Origin of the sequence: Halolamina litorea (assembly GCF_026616205.1) — an archaeon.
GTDB classification, from domain to species: domain Archaea; phylum Halobacteriota; class Halobacteria; order Halobacteriales; family Haloferacaceae; genus Halolamina; species Halolamina litorea.
This window is the reverse complement of record NZ_JANHGR010000001.1, coordinates 1,396,212-1,413,287: the sequence shown is the minus strand read 5'-3', so window position 1 is coordinate 1,413,287 and position 17,076 is coordinate 1,396,212. Positions and strand designations below refer to the sequence as shown.

Sequence of the window (17,076 nt, the reverse complement as noted above, 5' to 3'; positions counted from 1 at the left end):
TATAAGCCCGGCTCTCTACGTCCGCCCATGAACGGCAATCGCTTCGGTCGCCTGTTTCAGGTGACCACCTACGGCGAGAGTCACGGCCCGGGGATGGGCTGCACCGTCAGCGGCGTCCCCGCCGGCGTCGAACTCGACGAGGAGGTAATCCAGCGCGATCTCGACCGGCGCAAGCCCGGCCAGTCGATGATCACCACCAGCCGCGGCGAACCCGACGAGGTCTCGATCCAGTCGGGGCTGCAGGACGGCTACACCACGGGAACGCCCGTCGGGATGACGATCCAGAACAAGGACGCTCGCTCGGGAAAGTACGAGCCGTTCGTCACCGCGCCACGGCCGAGCCACGGTGACTTCACCTACTCGGCGAAGTTCGGCACCCGGAACTGGGGCGGCGGCGGCCGATCCAGCGCCCGCGAGACGGTGAACTGGGTCGCCGCCGGCGCTATCGCCAAGCAGGTGCTGGAACAGAGCGATCACGACGTGCAGATCAAAGCCCACGTCAATCAGATCGGCGACGTGGAGGCGGGCCCGGTCACCTTCGAGGAGATACTGGAACACAGTGAGGAGAACGAGGTCCGGTGTGCGGACCCGGAGGCCGCCGAAGAGATGCGCGATCTCGCCGACCAGTACCAGACGGAGGGTGACTCCATCGGTGGCGCCGTCTACTTCGAGTGTCGGGGGGTCCCGCGGGGCCTCGGTGCGCCGCGGTTCGACAGCGTCCCCAGTAGGCTCGCACAGGCGATGTACTCCATCCCCGCCGTCAACGACTTCGAGTACGGCATCGGTCGGGAGGCACGGACCACCGCGGGCAGCGAGTACAACGAGGACTGGGAGTTCGACGACAACGGCGACCCGGTCCCGGTCGGCAACGACCACGGTGGGATTCAGGGCGGCATCACGACCGGCCAGCCGATCTACGGCGAGGTCAGTTGGCACCCGCCGGTCTCGATCCCGAAGGCCCAGCGTACCGTCGACTGGGAGACGGGCGAGGAGAAGGAGATCCAGGTCGTCGGCCGCCACGACCCGGTTCTGCCGCCGCGTGCGGTTCCGGTCGTGGAGGCGATGCTCTACCTCACGGTGCTCGACTTCATGCTGCTCGGCGGCCGGATCAACCCTGACCGCCTCGACGACCGCCCGGGCGAGTACGACACGCCGTACCACCCGAGCAGCCCGCGGAACGACTAACCGCTCCCGCAGAGTTCCTGCGTGACGAACACGGTGCCGTTCTCGTCGACGAAGACGCCGATTCCCTGGGAATCGTAGTCCGGCGAGAGCGCGTTCTCACGGTGGCCGGAGGAGTTCATGAGGGAGTTGACGGAATCTGTGGCGATTTGCTCCTGATCGGAGAGTTCAGACTGTGGATATGGGTACACGTCTCCAGAAGTGAATCTTTGAGAATGGAGATTTTGTCCGAAGTACGCACAACGAGCTCTAAACCGATCCCGGACGTCGACATGCGAAGTCCCGTTCGGCCCCACGTGGCTGAAGTAATCTCGCTGTGCCATATCCCACGACTTGTAGCGTGCGACAGCGTCGAGTGACTCGTTGCGGGTGAGGGGCTCAAGACCGTTCTGCACTCGCCGTTCGTTCATCTGCTCGTGGATGCGGTTCTCGATCTCCTCGACGTCGACGTTGTACCGCGCCGAGGAAGGTGTCGTCGGCTCTTCTGGAACCGCCGGCGTTGCGGTCCGGCCGCCACTGTCTCCCGGCGTCGGGAGTGGACCCACCCCCGCACAGCCCGCCGCGAGTACGACGAAACAGACCACGAGGGCTCCCCTGCGCATTACTGCCCACCTCCTTCACAGATCGGTGGCTCGTCCGCATCGCGTGACCCGCCACATTCCTTGACGCTCCGTTCGAGGTTTCGCACGTCCCCTTTCGGTTTACTGAACGAGGTCGACCGTTCCCACGTTTCCTCTGTCTTCTTCCAACGGTAGATATCGGTTTCGTCGTATATGGGCCGCTCCCACTGGGCGTAGTCGGTTCCGACACGGACGTCCCGCTCGTACTCGTGGACAGGTTCTGTCGTGTAGGTCGGGGCCCGATAGCGGTACTCGTACTCAGTTTCTTGGACCGTCCGCTCCCACTCATACACCGAGTCGTACTGGGGAACGTCGTACTCGTACCGGTAGTCGTACACGGGCTGGCGGACCGTACGCTCCTCGACACAGTGGGTGAAGTAGCGTAGATCGATCTCCTCGACACAGACCGTTTCCTCCTCGTAGCGACTAACGTACCGCTTCGAGCCGCGGTACTCCCAGTCCCGATCCGCATGGAACCGATAGTCAACCCACGCCGTTCGGAACCCGACTTGTACCTCTCCGACCCGTTGTTCACGACTCCAGCCAGCACCAGAGGGTCGATCGGTTGACCGCTTAGTTACCGTCCGGTCGACCGACTTCTCGACCGCTCTCACGTACTCCCAGCGGTTACTCAACAGCCCCCGATGGGGGATGGTCGTTCGTTGCCAGCCGTCGAACACTCGCTTCTCGTCCACGTTCCTCGTCGCGAGATCCCACGCACTACCGGGAGAAGTCGTCGACTCCCTCGTCCGACGCTCAGTGTGGTACTCAGTTACGGTTCCGACGTGTCGCCACTCGTCACCGAGATCGGCCATCGCCCTCCTGCCGTCCGCGAGAGTTCGCATCGTCTCCGTACCGGTCTGCTCGCGTTCGATCCGGGCGATCCCGTCGCGGGTCCAATCTTCGCCGGGGCTCTCTGCGGCTCTCGTCCGCTGGATCGTCGTCGACTTACGCTCGTAAGAGTACTCTTCGTACGTCTGGGCATCCACTTCGACGATCGTCCGTGAGACGTCCGGCGACCAGCCCGGGTTGATACTGATCGAGTACCGCCCAGCGAACTCGTACCGGTGGGAGAACTGGACCTCGGCGGTGTCGCTGAGGGTGACCGTTTCGGTGTAGTCGTCGCCGTAGTTAATGATGATCTCCTCACTCGAGTGTCTGTTCCAGAGTTGGTAGCGGCCATTGACCGTTCGACCTTGAACACTGGTAATCTCGATAGGTTGGCTCCGACCGACGACACCGCCGTTGCTCCTCGTACTCTGTAGCTCGATGCGTGTACTCGCAGTTCGTTGGTTACCGTACTGGTCCGAGACGGTGACGGATACTTCGATCCCGTTCCCGTCGAAGTCCATGTCTGTGAAGGCGTAAGAGACGTTCCCACGAGCAGGGTCGCCGTCGTCGGCTGTTCGAAGGAGCGCCCGATCCCCGATCTGCCAGTTGAAGGTAAGTTTGTCCGAATCGGCGTCCCGGGCAGTCGCGCTGAGTCGGACCTGGCCGTCGTTGAGGCCTGCCTCGTCTGCGGTGTAGGCGTCGATGGAGATGATCTCGGGTGGGGACTGGGAGGTTGGCTCTTGTAGAAGCGTCTTACCACTACTAACCACCGTAACGGACTTCTCCACCGTCGTCACACCCCCGAATTCGTCCCGAACGGTCGCTTCGAACGTAACCGTCCCATCCTCCTCGGGAATATCCGTGAAGCGGAACGAACGGGCCCACTCGCCACTCGATGTCGGCCCGGCCCACGGCATCTGTGCTGTCGCTTCGACAGCCCCCGAACCACTCGTCAGGCTGACCGACGTGATTTCGCTGTCGGGATCAGTCGCGCGCAGCCGGTACTCCTTGGTCGTGTTCACAACTGCCGTCCCGTCGCCCTCTATCAAGGCGCTCGGCGGGGTGTTCACCACGTCAACAGCCTTCGTTACCGTCGTCGTCGCGCCATCGTCGTCGACGACGATGGCGGCGACTTCGACCGTCGTACCGGGGGTACCGTCCACAGTGATCGTCCGCGCGTTCCCCGCAAGGTCGGACCGGGAGGCCTGGCCTGTAGCGAGTGTCGTCGGGAGCCACCAGCTGTCCGTAACGTTCCCGTCACGGTCCAGGGTGTCGAGCGTGTACGTGACCCTCGACCCGGAAGTCACCGACGATGGGCCGGAAACGTCGCCCGATGGTGGCAAGTTCGACGATGCCGCCTCGGATTCGTTACTGTCCGATTGTGGCACTGGCGGGTCGACGGGGGTCGAGACCGGAGCCGTCGGCGGTGGCTGTGTCCCGTCGGGTGTGGTGGCCGGCGCCGTCTGAGTCGGCGTCTGGGTCGGCGTGGGGGACGGCGAGGGTGACGGCGTGGGTGTCGCCGGCACCGGCGCGGACTGCTCCACGTCGACGTAGAGCGTGTCGTTCTTCGTTCGGCCGTCGTCGTCGGTGACAGTCAACCGGACGTGGTAGCGTCCGGGTTCGTCGGGGACGAACCGAGTGGTGACGGATTCCGGCTCGGAGGGAGTGATTCTGTCCCCGGCGGGGGTCCTGATCGTCCATTCGTGGCTGACTATCTCTCCGTCGGGGTCGAGACTGCCGCCGCCATCGAGGTAGACGGTATCACCGACCGTCGCCGACTGGTCGAGACCGGCATCGGCGAGCGGGCGACCGTCGGCGTCGACGTCGGCGACACCGGCGCCCAGCCCCGGGAGGGCGGCAGTCACGAGTAGCACCGAGAGCACGAGGGGGAGTCGTTTCATCTTCCGATGAGTTTCTTCATCCCGTTTCAATACTTAAATTCCATGATCCATCGGAGATTTACCACCCGGCGGGCCGGGGGTCGTGGCTGCGACGTGTCCGTGCGTTATTTATCGCTCCGCGCCCCCAGTACGGTCATGATCGACAACGAGTCCTCGATGCCCTACCTCATCACGGGCGCGATGACCGCCGGGCTAGGCGTGCTGCTGGCCGGCGTCGAACTCGGCACCGAAATGTGGCTGCACAACGAAGCGCTCGCACAGCCGCTGCAGGCTGCCGGCGGCGCCGTGATCGTCCTCGGGATCCTGCTTCTTGCACGCTACCTCGAAGGGCTGCCGGACCAGGAAGAAGCCGGTCACTAACGACGAACTGTCGTTCGGTTCCGTTCCCTTTCTGTCCCCGCTCGAAGGTTTGTAACGGTCTTTTCTTGACAACTCATAGCAAGTGCTTTGGGCTCGGCGTTGAAAGGCCCATGAAGACGCGACCACACGCTGGTCGCCGTACCACTCATGACTGATGACGAACTCATCTGGCGGATCGCGGGGGGTTCCGGTGACGGGATCGCTTCGACCAGCCAGAACTTCGCGAAAGCGTTGATGCGGTCGGGGCTGGACGTCTTCACCCACCGACACTATCCGTCGCGGATCCGCGGCGGCCACACGTACACGGAAGTCCGGGCTGCCCCCGAGGACGTGACCTCGCGTGGGGACGGCTACGACTTCCTGCTGGCGTTGGGGGACTCCTTCGCCCGTAACCCACAGGAGAACGCCTACTACGGGAAAGAGGAGATCAAGCCGCTCTCGGAGAACCTCGACGACCTCCGGGAGGGTGGCGTGATCGTCTACGACTCCGGACTGCTCGACGCCGACGAGGTACCGAACTTCGAACAGCGTGCCGAGGAGAACGACTGGCACGTCTTCCCGATCGACCTCCGCGGGATGGCCCGCGAGATGGGTCGGGAAGTGATGCGCAACACCGCCGGCGTCGGCGTCACCTGCGCCATCGCCGACATCCCCGTCGAAGCCATCGAGGAGCTGATGGCCGACGCGATGCCGGAGAAGATCCTCGAACCCAACGTCGAGATCCTCAACGCGGCCTACGAGAAGGTCCACGAGGAGTACGACCTCACGGGTATCGAGGTCTCCTGCCCCGAGGGCGAGCACGAGGAGGAGCAGGTGCTCGTTAACGGTTCCGACGGGATCGCCTACGGCGCCTTCGACGAGGGCTGCCGGTTCATCGCCGGCTACCCGATGACGCCGTGGACGGAAGTGTTCACCATCATGTCCAAGAACCTCCCGGAGGTCGGCGGGATCTCCGAGCAGGTCGAAGACGAGATCGCCGCGGCGGCGCTGGCGATCGGCGCCGCCCACACCGGCGTGAAGGCGATGTCCGGATCGTCCGGCGGCGGCTTCGCGCTGATGTCCGAGCCCCTCGGGCTGGCGGAAATCTCCGAGACGCCCATCGTGCTGCTGGAGGCGGCACGAGCGGGGCCGTCGACGGGGATGCCGACCAAGCCCGAGCAGGCCGACCTGGAGCACGTCCTCTACACCTCGCAGGGTGACTCGAACCGCGTCGTCTTCGCGCCGGCGGACCCCGCCGAGGCGTACGACCACGCGCGACGGGCGTTCCAGATCGCCTACGAGTACCAGATCCCGTCGATCATCCTCTACGACCAGAAGCTCTCCGGGGAGTACCGCAACGTCCCCGCGAGTCACTTCGACCGCGAGCCCAACCCCGACATCGGGAAGGTGCTCACCGAGGAGGAGATCGCCGAGGCACCCCACGAGCCCGGCGGGAAGTTCCACCGCTTCCGCCACGAGCCCGAGGACGGCGTCTCGCCGCGCTCGGTGCCGGGCCAGAAGGGCGGGCGCTTCCTCGCGTCCGGTAACGAGCACAACGAGGCCGGCCATATCTCCGAGGACCCGGACAACCGCGTCGCGCAGGTCGACCGGCGGACCCGGAAGCTCGAAGCGATCCGCGAGGACCTCAACGGCGACGGCCTCAACGTGACCTACGGCCCCGAGGACGCCGACTACGGCGTGCTCGCCTTTGGCAGCATGGTCGGTACCGTCGAGGAGGCGGTCGACCGACTCAACGACGACGGCGAGTCCGTCAAGGCGCTCTCCGTCGGCGAACTGGCGCCGTACCCGGAGACCGAGGTCCGCGAGTTCATCGAGAGCGTCGACCGCGTGATGGTCGTCGAGATGAACTCCACCGCGCAGTTCCGCGGCCTGACCCAGAAACAGCTCGGCGAGTACGGCCCGAAGCTGTCGAGCCTGCTCAAGTACAACGGTAACCCCTTCGAGCCCGCGGAGGTCGTCGAAGGGTTCCACAACACCCTCGCCGGCGAGGAGGCGACGGAGCACCAGACGACGTTCGTTCCCGCGGGAGGTGACTGACAATGAGTGCATTCAGCGCAATCGGCGAGCAGCGAGAGATCGAACAGGAGGAGTACACTCCCGGCATCGAGCCCCAGCCGACGTGGTGTCCGGGCTGTGGTGACTTCGGCGTCCTGAAGGCGCTGAAGGGTGCCCTGCCGGAAGCCGGGCGCACGCCCGACGAGACCCTGACGGTGACGGGTATCGGCTGCTCGGGCAAGCTGAACTCCTACTTCAACAGCTACGGGTTCCACACCATCCACGGGCGCGCACTGCCCGTCGCGCGGGCCGCGAAGCTCGCCAACCCCGGACTGGAAGTGATCGCCGCCGGTGGCGACGGCGACGGCTACGGGATCGGCGGGAACCACTTCATGCACACCGCCCGGGAGAACCACGACTTCACCTACATCGTGTTCAACAACGAGATCTTCGGCCTCACCAAGGGCCAGACCTCGCCCACCTCCCCGAAGGGTCACAAGTCCAAGACCCAGCCCCACGGCTCGGCCAAGGAGCCGGTCCGCCCGCTCTCGCTCTCGCTCAACGCGGGGGCGTCGTTCGTGGCACGGACCGCCGCGGTAAACCCCAACCAGGCCAAGGAGCTGATCAAGGAGGCCATCGAGCACGACGGGTTCGCCCACATCGACTTCCTGACCCAGTGTCCGACCTGGAACAAGGACGCCAAGCAGTACGTCCCCTACATCGACGTCAACGAGAACGACGACTACGACTTCGACCCGACCAACCGGGACGAGGCCGCCGCGATGATGCGTGAGACCGAGGAAGCCCTCCACGAGGGCGAGGTGCTCACCGGGAAGTTCTACGTCGACGAGGACCGCCCGTCCTACCAGCAGGAGAAACAGCAGATCGGTGAGATGCCCGAGGAGCCGCTGGCCGAGCGGTACTTCGACGACTCCTACGAGTGGGAGCGATCCGCGGACATGTTCATCGACGACCACAAGTGAGCACCGGGGCACAGTAGCGGTTCCTGCCGCTACGGTTCGTCCCAGTCGACTCACGCTTTCGGCTTCGCAAGGCATTTTTCCCCTCACGCCGAACCCTACTCCATGACTGCGTCGGCTACGGCAGATCGGATCTTGGGGATCCTCGAAGAGGACGCGCAGGCGTCGGTCTCCGAGATCGCCGAGCGCGCCGACGTTTCGAAACCCACGGTCCGAAAGTACGTACGTCAGTTGGAGGAGGACGGAGTAATCGTCGGCTACTCCGCCGAGGTCGACCCCAAGAAGCTGACCGGGCAGTCGATCGCACTGGTCGGGATGGACGTGGACTCCGAGCAGTACGTCGACGCCACGAACGATCTCAAGGAACTCGACGCCGTGGAGTCGCTCTACAGTTCCTCGGGCGACCACATGCTGATGGCCGAGATCCGGGCCGCCGACGGCGACGCTCTCGGGGAAGTGATCAACGACCACATCCTCGAGGTCGACGGCGTCACCGCCGCCCACCCCTGCTTCCTACAGGAACGGCTGAAGTAGCCGACGACCGTTCTCAGCGGAACTCCCCGTTCGCTTCCTCCGGGAGCCGATCGGCCGCCACCAGATCGACCGCCCACTCCGGCAGGTGGAAGCCGTGGCGGTCCCGGGGGAAGTGCCCCCACATGGCCACGCCGTCGGGCGCGACCGAGCCGTAGAGCCGTGGCCGGCGCCCGCCGTCGATGTCCTCGTAGCGCAACGCGTCGCCGAGCGTCTCGCTCCTGACGGCGAACACGCCGATGTCGTCGCGCTCCTCGCGGGCGTAGCGCTCGTTCGTGTGGGCGACGATGTCGGCAGGGTCCTGTAGCGGGATGAACCCTTCCTCGTCGAGGGAGGCGGGGCGGTACTCCCCGGCACGCTCGGCGGCGGCCCAGTCGGCCTCCGGGAGCGCGTGCATGATGACCGGCATAGGTCGGCTTCACGGGGGCGCTGAAAAGCACTTGTGGCCGCTATCGGCGAGAACCGGCCCGTAGCGACCGGCTACGAGCCCTCTACTTGGGCGAGTGCGGTTCGGAGGCGGAGCCAGCCGTCCTCGTCGTGCACACCCCAGCCGTGGGACCTGTCGAAACCGAACTCCTCGATCGCTCGTTCCACAGTCGTCCGAGCCCCGGTATCGTCGGCGTCGACGCCGGGGACGCTGGCGACGGCCTCGCCCGGCGAGTCGGCGGCGTCGGCCCACCCACACATCGTCCCCACGAGGAACGCGTGGAGCGCCGACGGTCGCTCGGTCAGCGTCGCCTCACGGGCCACGAGGACGGGCCCGTACAGGGGGAACTGCTCGGCGACGGGCACTGTCTCCACCGTCCCGTCGGTGATCCGGTCGGGGTCGGATATCTGGCCGGTGACGGCGTCGACCCGGCCCGAGCGGAGCGCCTCGCGTTCCTCGCCACCGATGTCGACGATGTCGACCGCTTCCAGCGTGTCGACCTGTGAGAGCAGGAGCCGCGCCAGCCGCGCGGTCTCGGAGCCGACGGACATCCCCACCCGCCGGCCCCGGAGCTGTCTGACCCGTTCGAACGGGCCCCCGAAGGAGTCGTGAGTGGCGTACAGCACCGCCATCGCGCGCTCGTACAGCAGTCCGAGCGGGACCACATCCGGGGGGGCCGCCGCGACGAACGTCGCCGCGCCGACGAGGGCGGCGTCGACCTCGCCGGCCGCGACCGCGTCCAGTGCCGCCCCCGAGCCGGTTCGGGGATCGAACGTCACCTCCAACCCCCCGTCCGAATAGTGGTCACCGGCGAGTCCGGCGTACAACGGCGCGTGGAGCGCGTTCGGGTGCCAGTTCAGCGCGACCGAGAACGGGTCGCCGTCGGCCGTCGGTGGCTTGTCGGGGCCCGATCCCGGTTCGTCGGCGGCGGTTCCGGTCTGATCGAGGAGCCGATTGGCGTGGCACTCGTAGGCCCGGCGGGGGGTGACGGACGCATCGGTCGTCCACGCTTGTGGTGGACGGCCGCTCTCGTGGCGTCGAACGGACGTCTCGCTCACCAGCCCCAGATCACCAAGCCGGTCGAGCGCGTCGCCGACGGCACCACGGCTCAGCCCGGTCCCGATCCGGATATCGAGTCGCGTCGCCGGTTCCCCGGCGGTGTCGGGTCGGTCGAGCCGCAGGCGGAGGTAGGCGAGCACTCGCGCGGCGTCGGTACCGAGGCCGACGGCGTACCGATCGACCAACGGCTCGTCGGCCGCCCCGAGCGCCGGATACTCGACCGTCTTCATCTGGTGTCTCTTACCCGTCGACCGTGATAAGGGCTCGCTCCCAACGGTTACTTATAAAGGTTCAGCAGAAACCACTAAGTGGTTGCTCTCACAAGCTCGATCCATGTCGGACCAAGTAGATTTCCAACTCAACTGGGAGCCGACGGGGTTCCAGGCGCCCTTCTTCCTCGGGGCCGAGCGCGGTTACTACGAGGACGAGGGGTTGGACGTACGGATGCTCGGCGCGCGCGGAGGTGGCGTCGGCACGGGCTCGCCGTTCGCCACCGAACGGGTCGCCGACGGCTCCTGTGAGTTCGCGTGGGCCGGCGGCTCGGGAATCGTCCTCTCGAAGAGCCGTGGCAACGACATCGTCGCCGTCGCCGGCGCGACCCACCGGACCCCGGCGGCCGTGTTCACGCTCGAAGAGGAGTTCGGCGGGCCCCTCGAATCGCCCGAACAGCTCGCCGGCAAGACCCTCGCGCCGACGGCGACGAAGACCTCGCTGCTCGCGGGGATGTTGCTCCGCGAGGCCGGGATCCGGGACTCGGTGCAGTTGCTCGGCGTCGACCAGCACACCCACCACCGGCCGCAGCGAAAGCTGCTCGACGGCACCGTCGACGCCGCGGTCGGCGTCGTCACGAACGGCGAGGAGTTGGCCCGCGAGTACGACAAGGAGGCCCACGAACTCTCGATCGGACTGGAGCTCCCCATCTACGGGATGGCCATCGTCGCCAACCCCGAGTACGCCGCCGAGAACCCCGAGACGGTTCGAGCGTTCCTGCGCGCCAGCGCCCGGAGTTGGGCCGACGCCGTCGCGGACCCCACGGCGGCCATCGACGCCGTCGTCGACCGCAACGCCGACCTCGCCTACACCCGGGAGATCGAGCGCCGCAAGCTCGATTGGATGCTCGACCGCTTCGTCGAGTACGACACGTTCGCCGAGCGGTGGGGCACCCACGACGGCGACCGCTGGGCCGAACTGGTCGACCGTATGGCCGAGATGAACGCGCTACAGAACCCCGTCGACGCCGAGTCGGTCTGGACTGACGAGTACCTCGACGACTCCCCGGCGATCACCGAGTTTCTCGACCGCGCGGGGCGCCGAACGCCGGCCGAATCGACCGATGACTAACCGCCGACAGGGCCGCCGGGCGTTCCTCGGCGCGCTCGGGGCTGGCGCCGCCGCTTCGCTGAGTGGCTGTCTCGACGCCCGCTCGGCCGTCCTCGGCGGGACGCCGGAGCCGACGACGGTTCGCCTGCTGCTCGACTGGAAGGCCAACGGCACTCACGCGGGCAACTTCGTCGCCGCGGAGAAGGGGTTCGACGAGGAGGAGGGCGTCTCGCTCTCGATCGAATCCGGCTCCGGCGGCTCGACCACCGCCGAGCAGGTCGGACTGCGGAAGTACGAGATCGGACTGACCAGCGCGGCGTCGGTGCTCGGCGCGCGCAACGGCGACGTGTCGATCCGGAGCTACGCCGCCGCCCAACAGGGGCCCAACAGCGTCGTCTACACCGTCGCCGAGCAGTTCGGCGGCGCCATCGAGGAACCGTCGGACCTCGCGGGCAAGACCGTGGCCGCTGCCTCCTCGTCGTCGAACCTCGCACTGTTGAAGGCGCTGCTCGACGACGCGGGCGTGCTTGGGGAGGTCGAGTTCCTCAGCGTCGGCTGGGGCGGGCTGACCTCCTCGCTGCTCTCGGGTGACGCCGACGCCGCCCTCGGGGCGTTCCCAGACGGGATCGCCATGGAGCGGGACGGCTACGACGCCTCGATGCTCTGGCTCTCCGATCACGTCGCCTCGACCGGCCGGCTGGTCGCGGCCAACCCCACGTTCGCCGAGGAGCAGGGTGAGGCGCTCCGCGGGGCGCTCCGAGCCATCGCGCGTGGCTGGGCCTGGGCGGCGAACGACCCGCCCGCCGCGATGGACCTCATGATCGACGCCGAGCCGCGACTGGAGGGCGGTCGCGAGTTGGGCATCCGAAAGATCGAGGGAACCGTGGCGAAGCTCATGTTGACCGACGCGGTCAGCGAACACGGCTGGGGCTGGCAGGCCGGTCCGGACTGGGAGTCCGTCCAACAGACGCTCGCAGCGGCCGGGTTCGTTTCCGGCGAGGCCGACGCCGAGGCGGCGTGGTCGAACGCGTACCTCGACGGCGACGCCGCGGCCGTCGGCTCCTTCGCCGGACAGGTCTCGGCCGACTACACGGACGACTGGCGCTGACGGGCCGGTGTCCCGATGGTCCTCTGGAGGGCTGCTCGCCCTCGCCTCGGTCGCAACCGCGCTCGTGCTGTGGACCGGCGCGGCTGCCGTACTCGGTCTCCCTGACCTGCTTCTTCCCTCCCCCGTCGCCGTCGCGGCGGCGTTCGGCGCGAACGCCCACTCGATCGCCGCGAGCGTCGCGTACACCGCCGCGGAAGTCGCCGTCGGCTGGACCATCGGCGTCACGGTCGGCGTCGCCCTCGCCGCCGCGATCGCGCTCTCCCCGGCCGCGAGCCGGCTCGGCTACCCGTTCCTCGTCGTGGTGAGGCTGGTGCCGGTCGTCGTCTTCCTGCCGGTGTTGGTGCTCGTGCTCGGCCCGACGGCGGCCTCTCGGGCCGCCATCGCGGTGCTGGTGACGTTCTTCCCGGTCACGTTGGCAACGATCGAGGGGTTACGATCGACCGACGGTGACCGACTGGCGACGCTGTCGGTCGTCGGGGCCTCGCGCTGGCAACAGCTCCGGTACGTCCGCCTGCCCGACGCGCTGCCCGCGCTGTTCACCGGGCTGACTGTCTCGGCGCCCATCGCCGTCCAGACCGTCGTGCTCGCGGAGTTCCTCGTCGGTAACCGTGGGATCGGTGCCGCACTGCAGGCGACGGCAGCCCGGTTCGAGACCGCGCTGCTGTTCGCGTACGTGCTCGTGTTGATCGGCCTCGGGATCGCGCTGTTCGGGCTCCTACGGACGGTCGAGTCGGCGGTTCGCTGGGACGCTGCAGCGGCGGGCGTCGCTGACGGCGGCGGCACCGTCACGGCCGACCTCCCGGGCAACCCCGCCACGAACGCCGTCGTCGCCGCGGCGACGTTCGGTGTCGGGGCGCTGGTCTGGCAGGTCGCCAGCGGTGCGTTCCCCCGCGACCTCGCGTTGTTCCTCCCGGCGCCGCTCGCGGTGGGTCGGACGCTCCTCGACGCCGCCGGGTTGTTCGTCGGCGCCGGCACGGCGACGCTGCTCACGTTCACCATCGGATGGGGCGGCGGCTCGCTGCTCGGCCTCGCCGTGGGCGCCGTCGTCGGACTGGCCCCGCGGCTCCGGGGGCTGCTCGGCAGCCACGTCGTCGCCGCCCGATCGGTGCCCGACGTGGCGGTCGTCCCGCTCTTTCTCGTCTGGTTCCGCGTCGGCCCGACGACCGCCGCGCTGTTGGTCGCAGTCGCCGCCGTCTTCCCGGTCGCCCTCGCCGCCGCCGACGGGGCGGGCCGGCTGCCCGCACGCCAGTATGACCTCCTCCGGTCGGTCGGCGCCCCGCGACACCGCGTGCTGGTGGCTCGGGCACGATACGCGCTCCCCCAACTGTTCGCGGGGCTCAAACTCTCGGTCGTCGGCGGCTTCACTGCCACCGTCATCGCCGAGTGGTTCCTCACGAGCGACGGGCTCGGTGTGCTGTTGTTACAGGGGATGACCGACACCAACCCCGAACTCACCTACGCGGCCGCCCTCGCCCTCGCGGCGCTCGGGATGGCGCTCTACGGCGTCGTCGCCGGCGTCCAGCGCCGGCTGACGTGGTGACTCAGGTCGCCCCGACGTCGTCGGGCGTGAACTCCGCCATCGTGACGTTGAGCAGCGTCCAGCCGCCGATACCGACGAACAGGGCGGCGATGCCGTGCCGGGACGGGTGATCGAAGTGCAGGAACCACCAGAAGCCGAAGAAGACCGCGAACAGCGCGGTGAGCGAGCGCTGGCGACGGCGCTGGCCGTGGTGCCACGCGTAGAACCGCCCGACGAACGCGGCGATCACGCCGACGGCCGCGAACACCTCGGGAGGTGAGGGCGTAGCCATGGGGGCGTGTCGCAGCCCCGACGGAAAACGCTGTGCGCCGCCGTTTCAGTTCCACCCCGCTCGGGAAACCCTCTTTTCCGTGCCGGCCCGAGTGCGCCCATGAGCGGGAGCACCCTCCCGGGGACCGGCGACGACGACGCCCCCGACCGCGTGGTGCTTCACGTCGATATGGACTGCTTCTACGCCTCGTGTGAGCGGCTCAAGGAGCCCGAACTCCGCGGTCAGCCGGTCGTCGTCGGTATGGGCTACGAGGAGGGCGAGACCATCGGTGCCGTCGCCACCGCGTCCTACGAAGCGAGGGCCTACGGCGTCGACTCCGCCCAACCGATCTCGCAGGCCGTCGAACGGCTCCCCCCCGTCGAGCGGCCCGACCTCGGGAGCGCCGACGACGACCGTGGCCACTACCGACCGGTGGACATGGAGTTCTACCAGTCGGTCGCGAGCGAGGTGAAGGCGATCCTCCACGACTGCGCCGACACCGTCCGGGAGGTGAGCATCGACGAGGCGTACCTGGACGTGACCGCCCGCACCTCCTGGGAGCGAGTCGACGACCCTCCCCGGGCCTCCGGCGCGGCCGAGAAACGGACGCTCGCGGAGGGGTTGGGCCGGCACGTCCGCGAACGGATCGCCCGCGAGGTCGGCGTGCCCGCGAGCGTCGGCGTCGCGCCGAACATGGCGACCGCGAAGATCGCCAGCGACCACGACAAGCCCGAGGGGCTCACCGTCGTCCCGCCCGGCTCCGTCGCCGAGTTCCTCGCGCCGTTGCCAGTCGAGGAAATCCACGGCGTCGGCCCGGTCCGGGCGGGACAGCTTCGGGAGATGGGGATCGAGACCGCCGGCGACCTCGCCGACGCCGACCCGGGGGTCCTGCAGGACCGCTTCGGCGACCGCGGGGTCGAACTCCACGACCGAGCCGGCGGCGTCGACAACCGCGAGGTCACCCCTACGGGCCTCCCCAAGAGTCTCTCGCGGGAGTCCTCGTTCAGTGAGGCGACGACCGACGCCGGGGCGATGCGGGAGAAGGTCCGTGCGCTGGCGGCCGCGGTCGCCGAGCGTGCCCGGTCGAAGGACGCCCTCTACCGGACCATCGGGATCAAGGCCGTAACGACGCCCTACGACGTGAACACGCGCGCCGAGTCGCTCTCGGGGCCCGTCGACGACCCCGAACTGGTCGAGGAGACCGCCCTCTCGCTGCTCTCTGAGTTCGAGGACGAACCGGTCCGAAAGCTCGGCGTCCGGGTGTCGAAGCTGAGTTTCGCCGCGGGCGAGCAGGCCAGCCTCGACGGCTTCGCGTCGGCGACCGTCGCCGACGGCGGGAGCGAGGGAGAGACCGAGTCCGAGACCGAGTCGGAGTCGGCAGGAGAAGACGCCGCGGCGGAGTCCACGCCGGCCGAGAGCCGATCCGGCCAGTTCTCGCTGGGCGAGTTCGAGTAGGCCGGCGGAAACCCTATGTGGCCGCGGTGGGTCTGGTACGCCAACCCCGGGCGGCCGTACCGGTCGCCCCGACGCCGTCGGCCGCCCCCCACGGCGGCGCGACGGCGACCACCACCATGACCGACGACACAGACACCGCCGACCGCGAGCCGGAAGAGCGCGCCGTCCCGCTGCCGCTGATCGACACCTACGCGGCGCTCAGAGCCGAAATCGCCGCCAAGGAGGACCGGATCGAACGACTCGAACGCGAACTCGAGCGGGAGTACCTGGAACCGGCCGGCGACGCGGACGCCGGTGGCAGCGCTGACGAGACGAACCGGAGCGACGAGGCGGCCGACGGCGCCGAGAGCGACGAGGAGGCCGAGACCGAACGGAGCGACGACGTGCCCCTGTCCCACGAGGATTGGGAGCCGGAGACCGACCCGCTGACAGACACCGGCCCCGTCGAGAGCGACGGCGACCACGAGGGGATCACCGCCGAGGCTGCGACGACCACGGCGGCGACGAACGATCCGGACCCCGAACAGACCGAGCAGCGGAAGCCGGAGACGGCCGATGTCGATGCCGATGGCGCGGCCGGGGCTGACGGGCTGAAGCCGGTCCGAACGGCCGGCGGCCGGAACGAGCGCGGCGGGACTGACGACGGTGCCTCGGAGGCAGGCACCACGAGCGACTCGCCGACCGAGTCGGAGTTCGGCGTCACCATGGAGACTTCCTCGAACCTCACCGGCGGCTCGCTCGGAAGCTCAGCCGACCGGAGAACCGCCGCTGTTGACGCCGGCGACACGGCGGCAACGGGCGGGGAGGAGTCGTCGAACGAGGGGGCTGGCCGGCCCGACCCGACTGCTGACCGTGGTGAGCGCTTGAGCCTGCTCGTGCGTCGGGCTGAACTCCGGAGCGAGGAGGCGGTCGTCGAGACGCTCGTCCGCGGTATCGAGGAACTGGACGATCTGACCCGGGGGATGCTCGCGCACTACCGCGAGGCCGGCGACGCTGCCCCCGTCGACGCCCACGTCGCCGCCGGCGGCTCGGGCGAGCGACAGTACGCCTACGCCCGGAACCGAACGCTCCGAAAGGCCGGCGTGATCGAACACGCCGGCGCCGGCCGCTACCGCTACGCGCTCACCGACCTCGTCGACGAAGCGTTCGACGGCACCGCCGACGGCCAGACGGTCGCCGACGCCGTCGCCGCCATCGAGTCGGCGACCGACATCGACTGATGCGGGCGCTCCCCCGGACCGGCGAGGGACGCTGGCACCTCGACCGCCACGCGCGGCTGGTGGTGTACGAGGCCGACGCGGGCGACGAACTGGTCACCGTCTACGACTGTGGCGCCGCCCAGAAACCCCCCTCCGCGCAGTTCATCGGCAACCTCGTCCGCGTGCGTGCGCCACACGAACTGGAGCGCACGCCGACCGGCTACACGGTCACCCTCGAAGCGGGCGGCACGCTGGTCGAGCAGGGCGAGGACCACTACGTGATCGAGGAACGGGACTGACGCGAGCGGGGACTGCGGG

Annotated in this window: 16 protein-coding genes; 11 read left to right on the top strand and 5 right to left on the bottom strand. The window is 68.2% G+C overall.

Annotated elements, in window-relative coordinates; translation table 11 throughout:
* The first annotated feature begins 27 nt into the window (after positions 1–27).
* Entirely contained in the window at positions 28–1,185 is a 1,158-nt protein-coding gene (aroC, locus tag NO998_RS07380) for a chorismate synthase (protein ID WP_267646463.1), read from the top strand.
* On the opposite strand, the gene NO998_RS07375 is transcribed toward aroC, so the two are convergent.
* Both NO998_RS07375 and NO998_RS07370 read right to left on the bottom strand, forming a co-directional pair.
* Complete coding sequence (locus NO998_RS07375) at positions 1,182–1,766, bottom strand: CAP domain-containing protein (RefSeq protein ID WP_267646462.1); 585 nt, start codon at positions 1,764–1,766, stop codon at positions 1,182–1,184. The genes aroC and NO998_RS07375 overlap by 4 nt on opposite strands.
* A gap of 17 nt (positions 1,767–1,783) precedes the next feature.
* Positions 1,784–4,534: a PKD domain-containing protein gene (locus NO998_RS07370; RefSeq protein WP_267646461.1), complete on the bottom strand. Its 2,751-nt coding sequence runs from the start codon at positions 4,532–4,534 to the stop codon at positions 1,784–1,786.
* A 135-nt stretch (positions 4,535–4,669) separates the two neighbouring features.
* On the opposite strand from NO998_RS07370, the gene NO998_RS07365 reads away from it, so the two are divergent.
* The 4 genes from NO998_RS07365 (at position 4,670) to lrpA1 (ending at position 8,403) form a co-directional block, all read left to right on the top strand.
* A complete protein-coding gene (locus NO998_RS07365; RefSeq protein ID WP_267646460.1) occupies positions 4,670–4,894 on the top strand; it encodes a hypothetical protein in 225 nt (74 codons plus the stop codon).
* Positions 4,895–5,041: 147 nt separating this feature from the next.
* Positions 5,042–6,931, top strand: coding sequence for a 2-oxoacid:acceptor oxidoreductase subunit alpha (locus tag NO998_RS07360; protein WP_267646459.1), 1,890 nt, complete (start codon positions 5,042–5,044; stop codon positions 6,929–6,931).
* Positions 6,932–6,933: 2 nt separating this feature from the next.
* On the top strand, positions 6,934–7,872 hold the full coding sequence (locus NO998_RS07355; protein ID WP_267646458.1) for a thiamine pyrophosphate-dependent enzyme: 939 nt from the start codon (positions 6,934–6,936) through the stop codon (positions 7,870–7,872).
* Positions 7,873–7,974: 102 nt separating this feature from the next.
* Positions 7,975–8,403, top strand: a complete 429-nt coding sequence (gene lrpA1, locus NO998_RS07350; RefSeq protein WP_267646457.1) for an HTH-type transcriptional regulator LrpA1 — start codon at positions 7,975–7,977, stop codon at positions 8,401–8,403.
* A 13-nt stretch (positions 8,404–8,416) separates the two neighbouring features.
* Here the strand turns inward: lrpA1 and NO998_RS07345 are convergent, their stop codons facing one another.
* Entirely contained in the window at positions 8,417–8,809 is a 393-nt protein-coding gene (locus tag NO998_RS07345; RefSeq protein ID WP_267646456.1) for a DUF952 domain-containing protein, read from the bottom strand.
* A 71-nt stretch (positions 8,810–8,880) separates the two neighbouring features.
* A complete protein-coding gene (locus NO998_RS07340) occupies positions 8,881–10,116 on the bottom strand; it encodes an ABC transporter substrate-binding protein (RefSeq protein WP_267646455.1) in 1,236 nt (411 codons plus the stop codon).
* Positions 10,117–10,219: 103 nt separating this feature from the next.
* Between NO998_RS07340 and NO998_RS07335 the strand changes: the two genes are divergently transcribed.
* From NO998_RS07335 to NO998_RS07325, 3 genes are read left to right on the top strand one after another with little or no spacing between them, the layout of a single operon-like run.
* Positions 10,220–11,227 (top strand): ABC transporter substrate-binding protein, encoded by a 1,008-nt coding sequence (locus NO998_RS07335; protein ID WP_267646454.1) that lies wholly within the window; start codon positions 10,220–10,222, stop codon positions 11,225–11,227.
* Positions 11,220–12,314 carry an ABC transporter substrate-binding protein gene (locus NO998_RS07330; RefSeq protein WP_267646453.1) on the top strand — a complete coding sequence of 365 codons (1,095 nt, stop codon included), beginning with the start codon at positions 11,220–11,222 and terminating at the stop codon, positions 12,312–12,314. Before NO998_RS07335 ends, NO998_RS07330 begins: the two co-directional genes overlap by 8 nt.
* A 7-nt stretch (positions 12,315–12,321) precedes the next feature.
* On the top strand, positions 12,322–13,854 hold the full coding sequence (locus tag NO998_RS07325; protein WP_267646452.1) for an ABC transporter permease: 1,533 nt from the start codon (positions 12,322–12,324) through the stop codon (positions 13,852–13,854).
* 1 nt (position 13,855) lies between these two features.
* Here the strand turns inward: NO998_RS07325 and NO998_RS07320 are convergent, their stop codons facing one another.
* Positions 13,856–14,125 carry a hypothetical protein gene (locus NO998_RS07320; RefSeq protein ID WP_267646451.1) on the bottom strand — a complete coding sequence of 90 codons (270 nt, stop codon included), beginning with the start codon at positions 14,123–14,125 and terminating at the stop codon, positions 13,856–13,858.
* A 99-nt stretch (positions 14,126–14,224) separates the two neighbouring features.
* Between NO998_RS07320 and dinB the strand changes: the two genes are divergently transcribed.
* The 3 genes from dinB (at position 14,225) to NO998_RS07305 (ending at position 17,057) form a co-directional block, all read left to right on the top strand.
* Positions 14,225–15,559, top strand: coding sequence for a DNA polymerase IV (gene dinB, locus NO998_RS07315; RefSeq protein WP_267646450.1), 1,335 nt, complete (start codon positions 14,225–14,227; stop codon positions 15,557–15,559).
* A gap of 116 nt (positions 15,560–15,675) precedes the next feature.
* Positions 15,676–16,779 (top strand): hypothetical protein, encoded by a 1,104-nt coding sequence (locus tag NO998_RS07310; RefSeq protein ID WP_267646449.1) that lies wholly within the window; start codon positions 15,676–15,678, stop codon positions 16,777–16,779.
* On the top strand, positions 16,779–17,057 hold the full coding sequence (locus NO998_RS07305) for a hypothetical protein (RefSeq protein ID WP_267646448.1): 279 nt from the start codon (positions 16,779–16,781) through the stop codon (positions 17,055–17,057). The genes NO998_RS07310 and NO998_RS07305 overlap by 1 nt, the downstream gene beginning before the upstream one ends.
* The last annotated feature ends 19 nt before the right edge of the window (positions 17,058–17,076 follow it).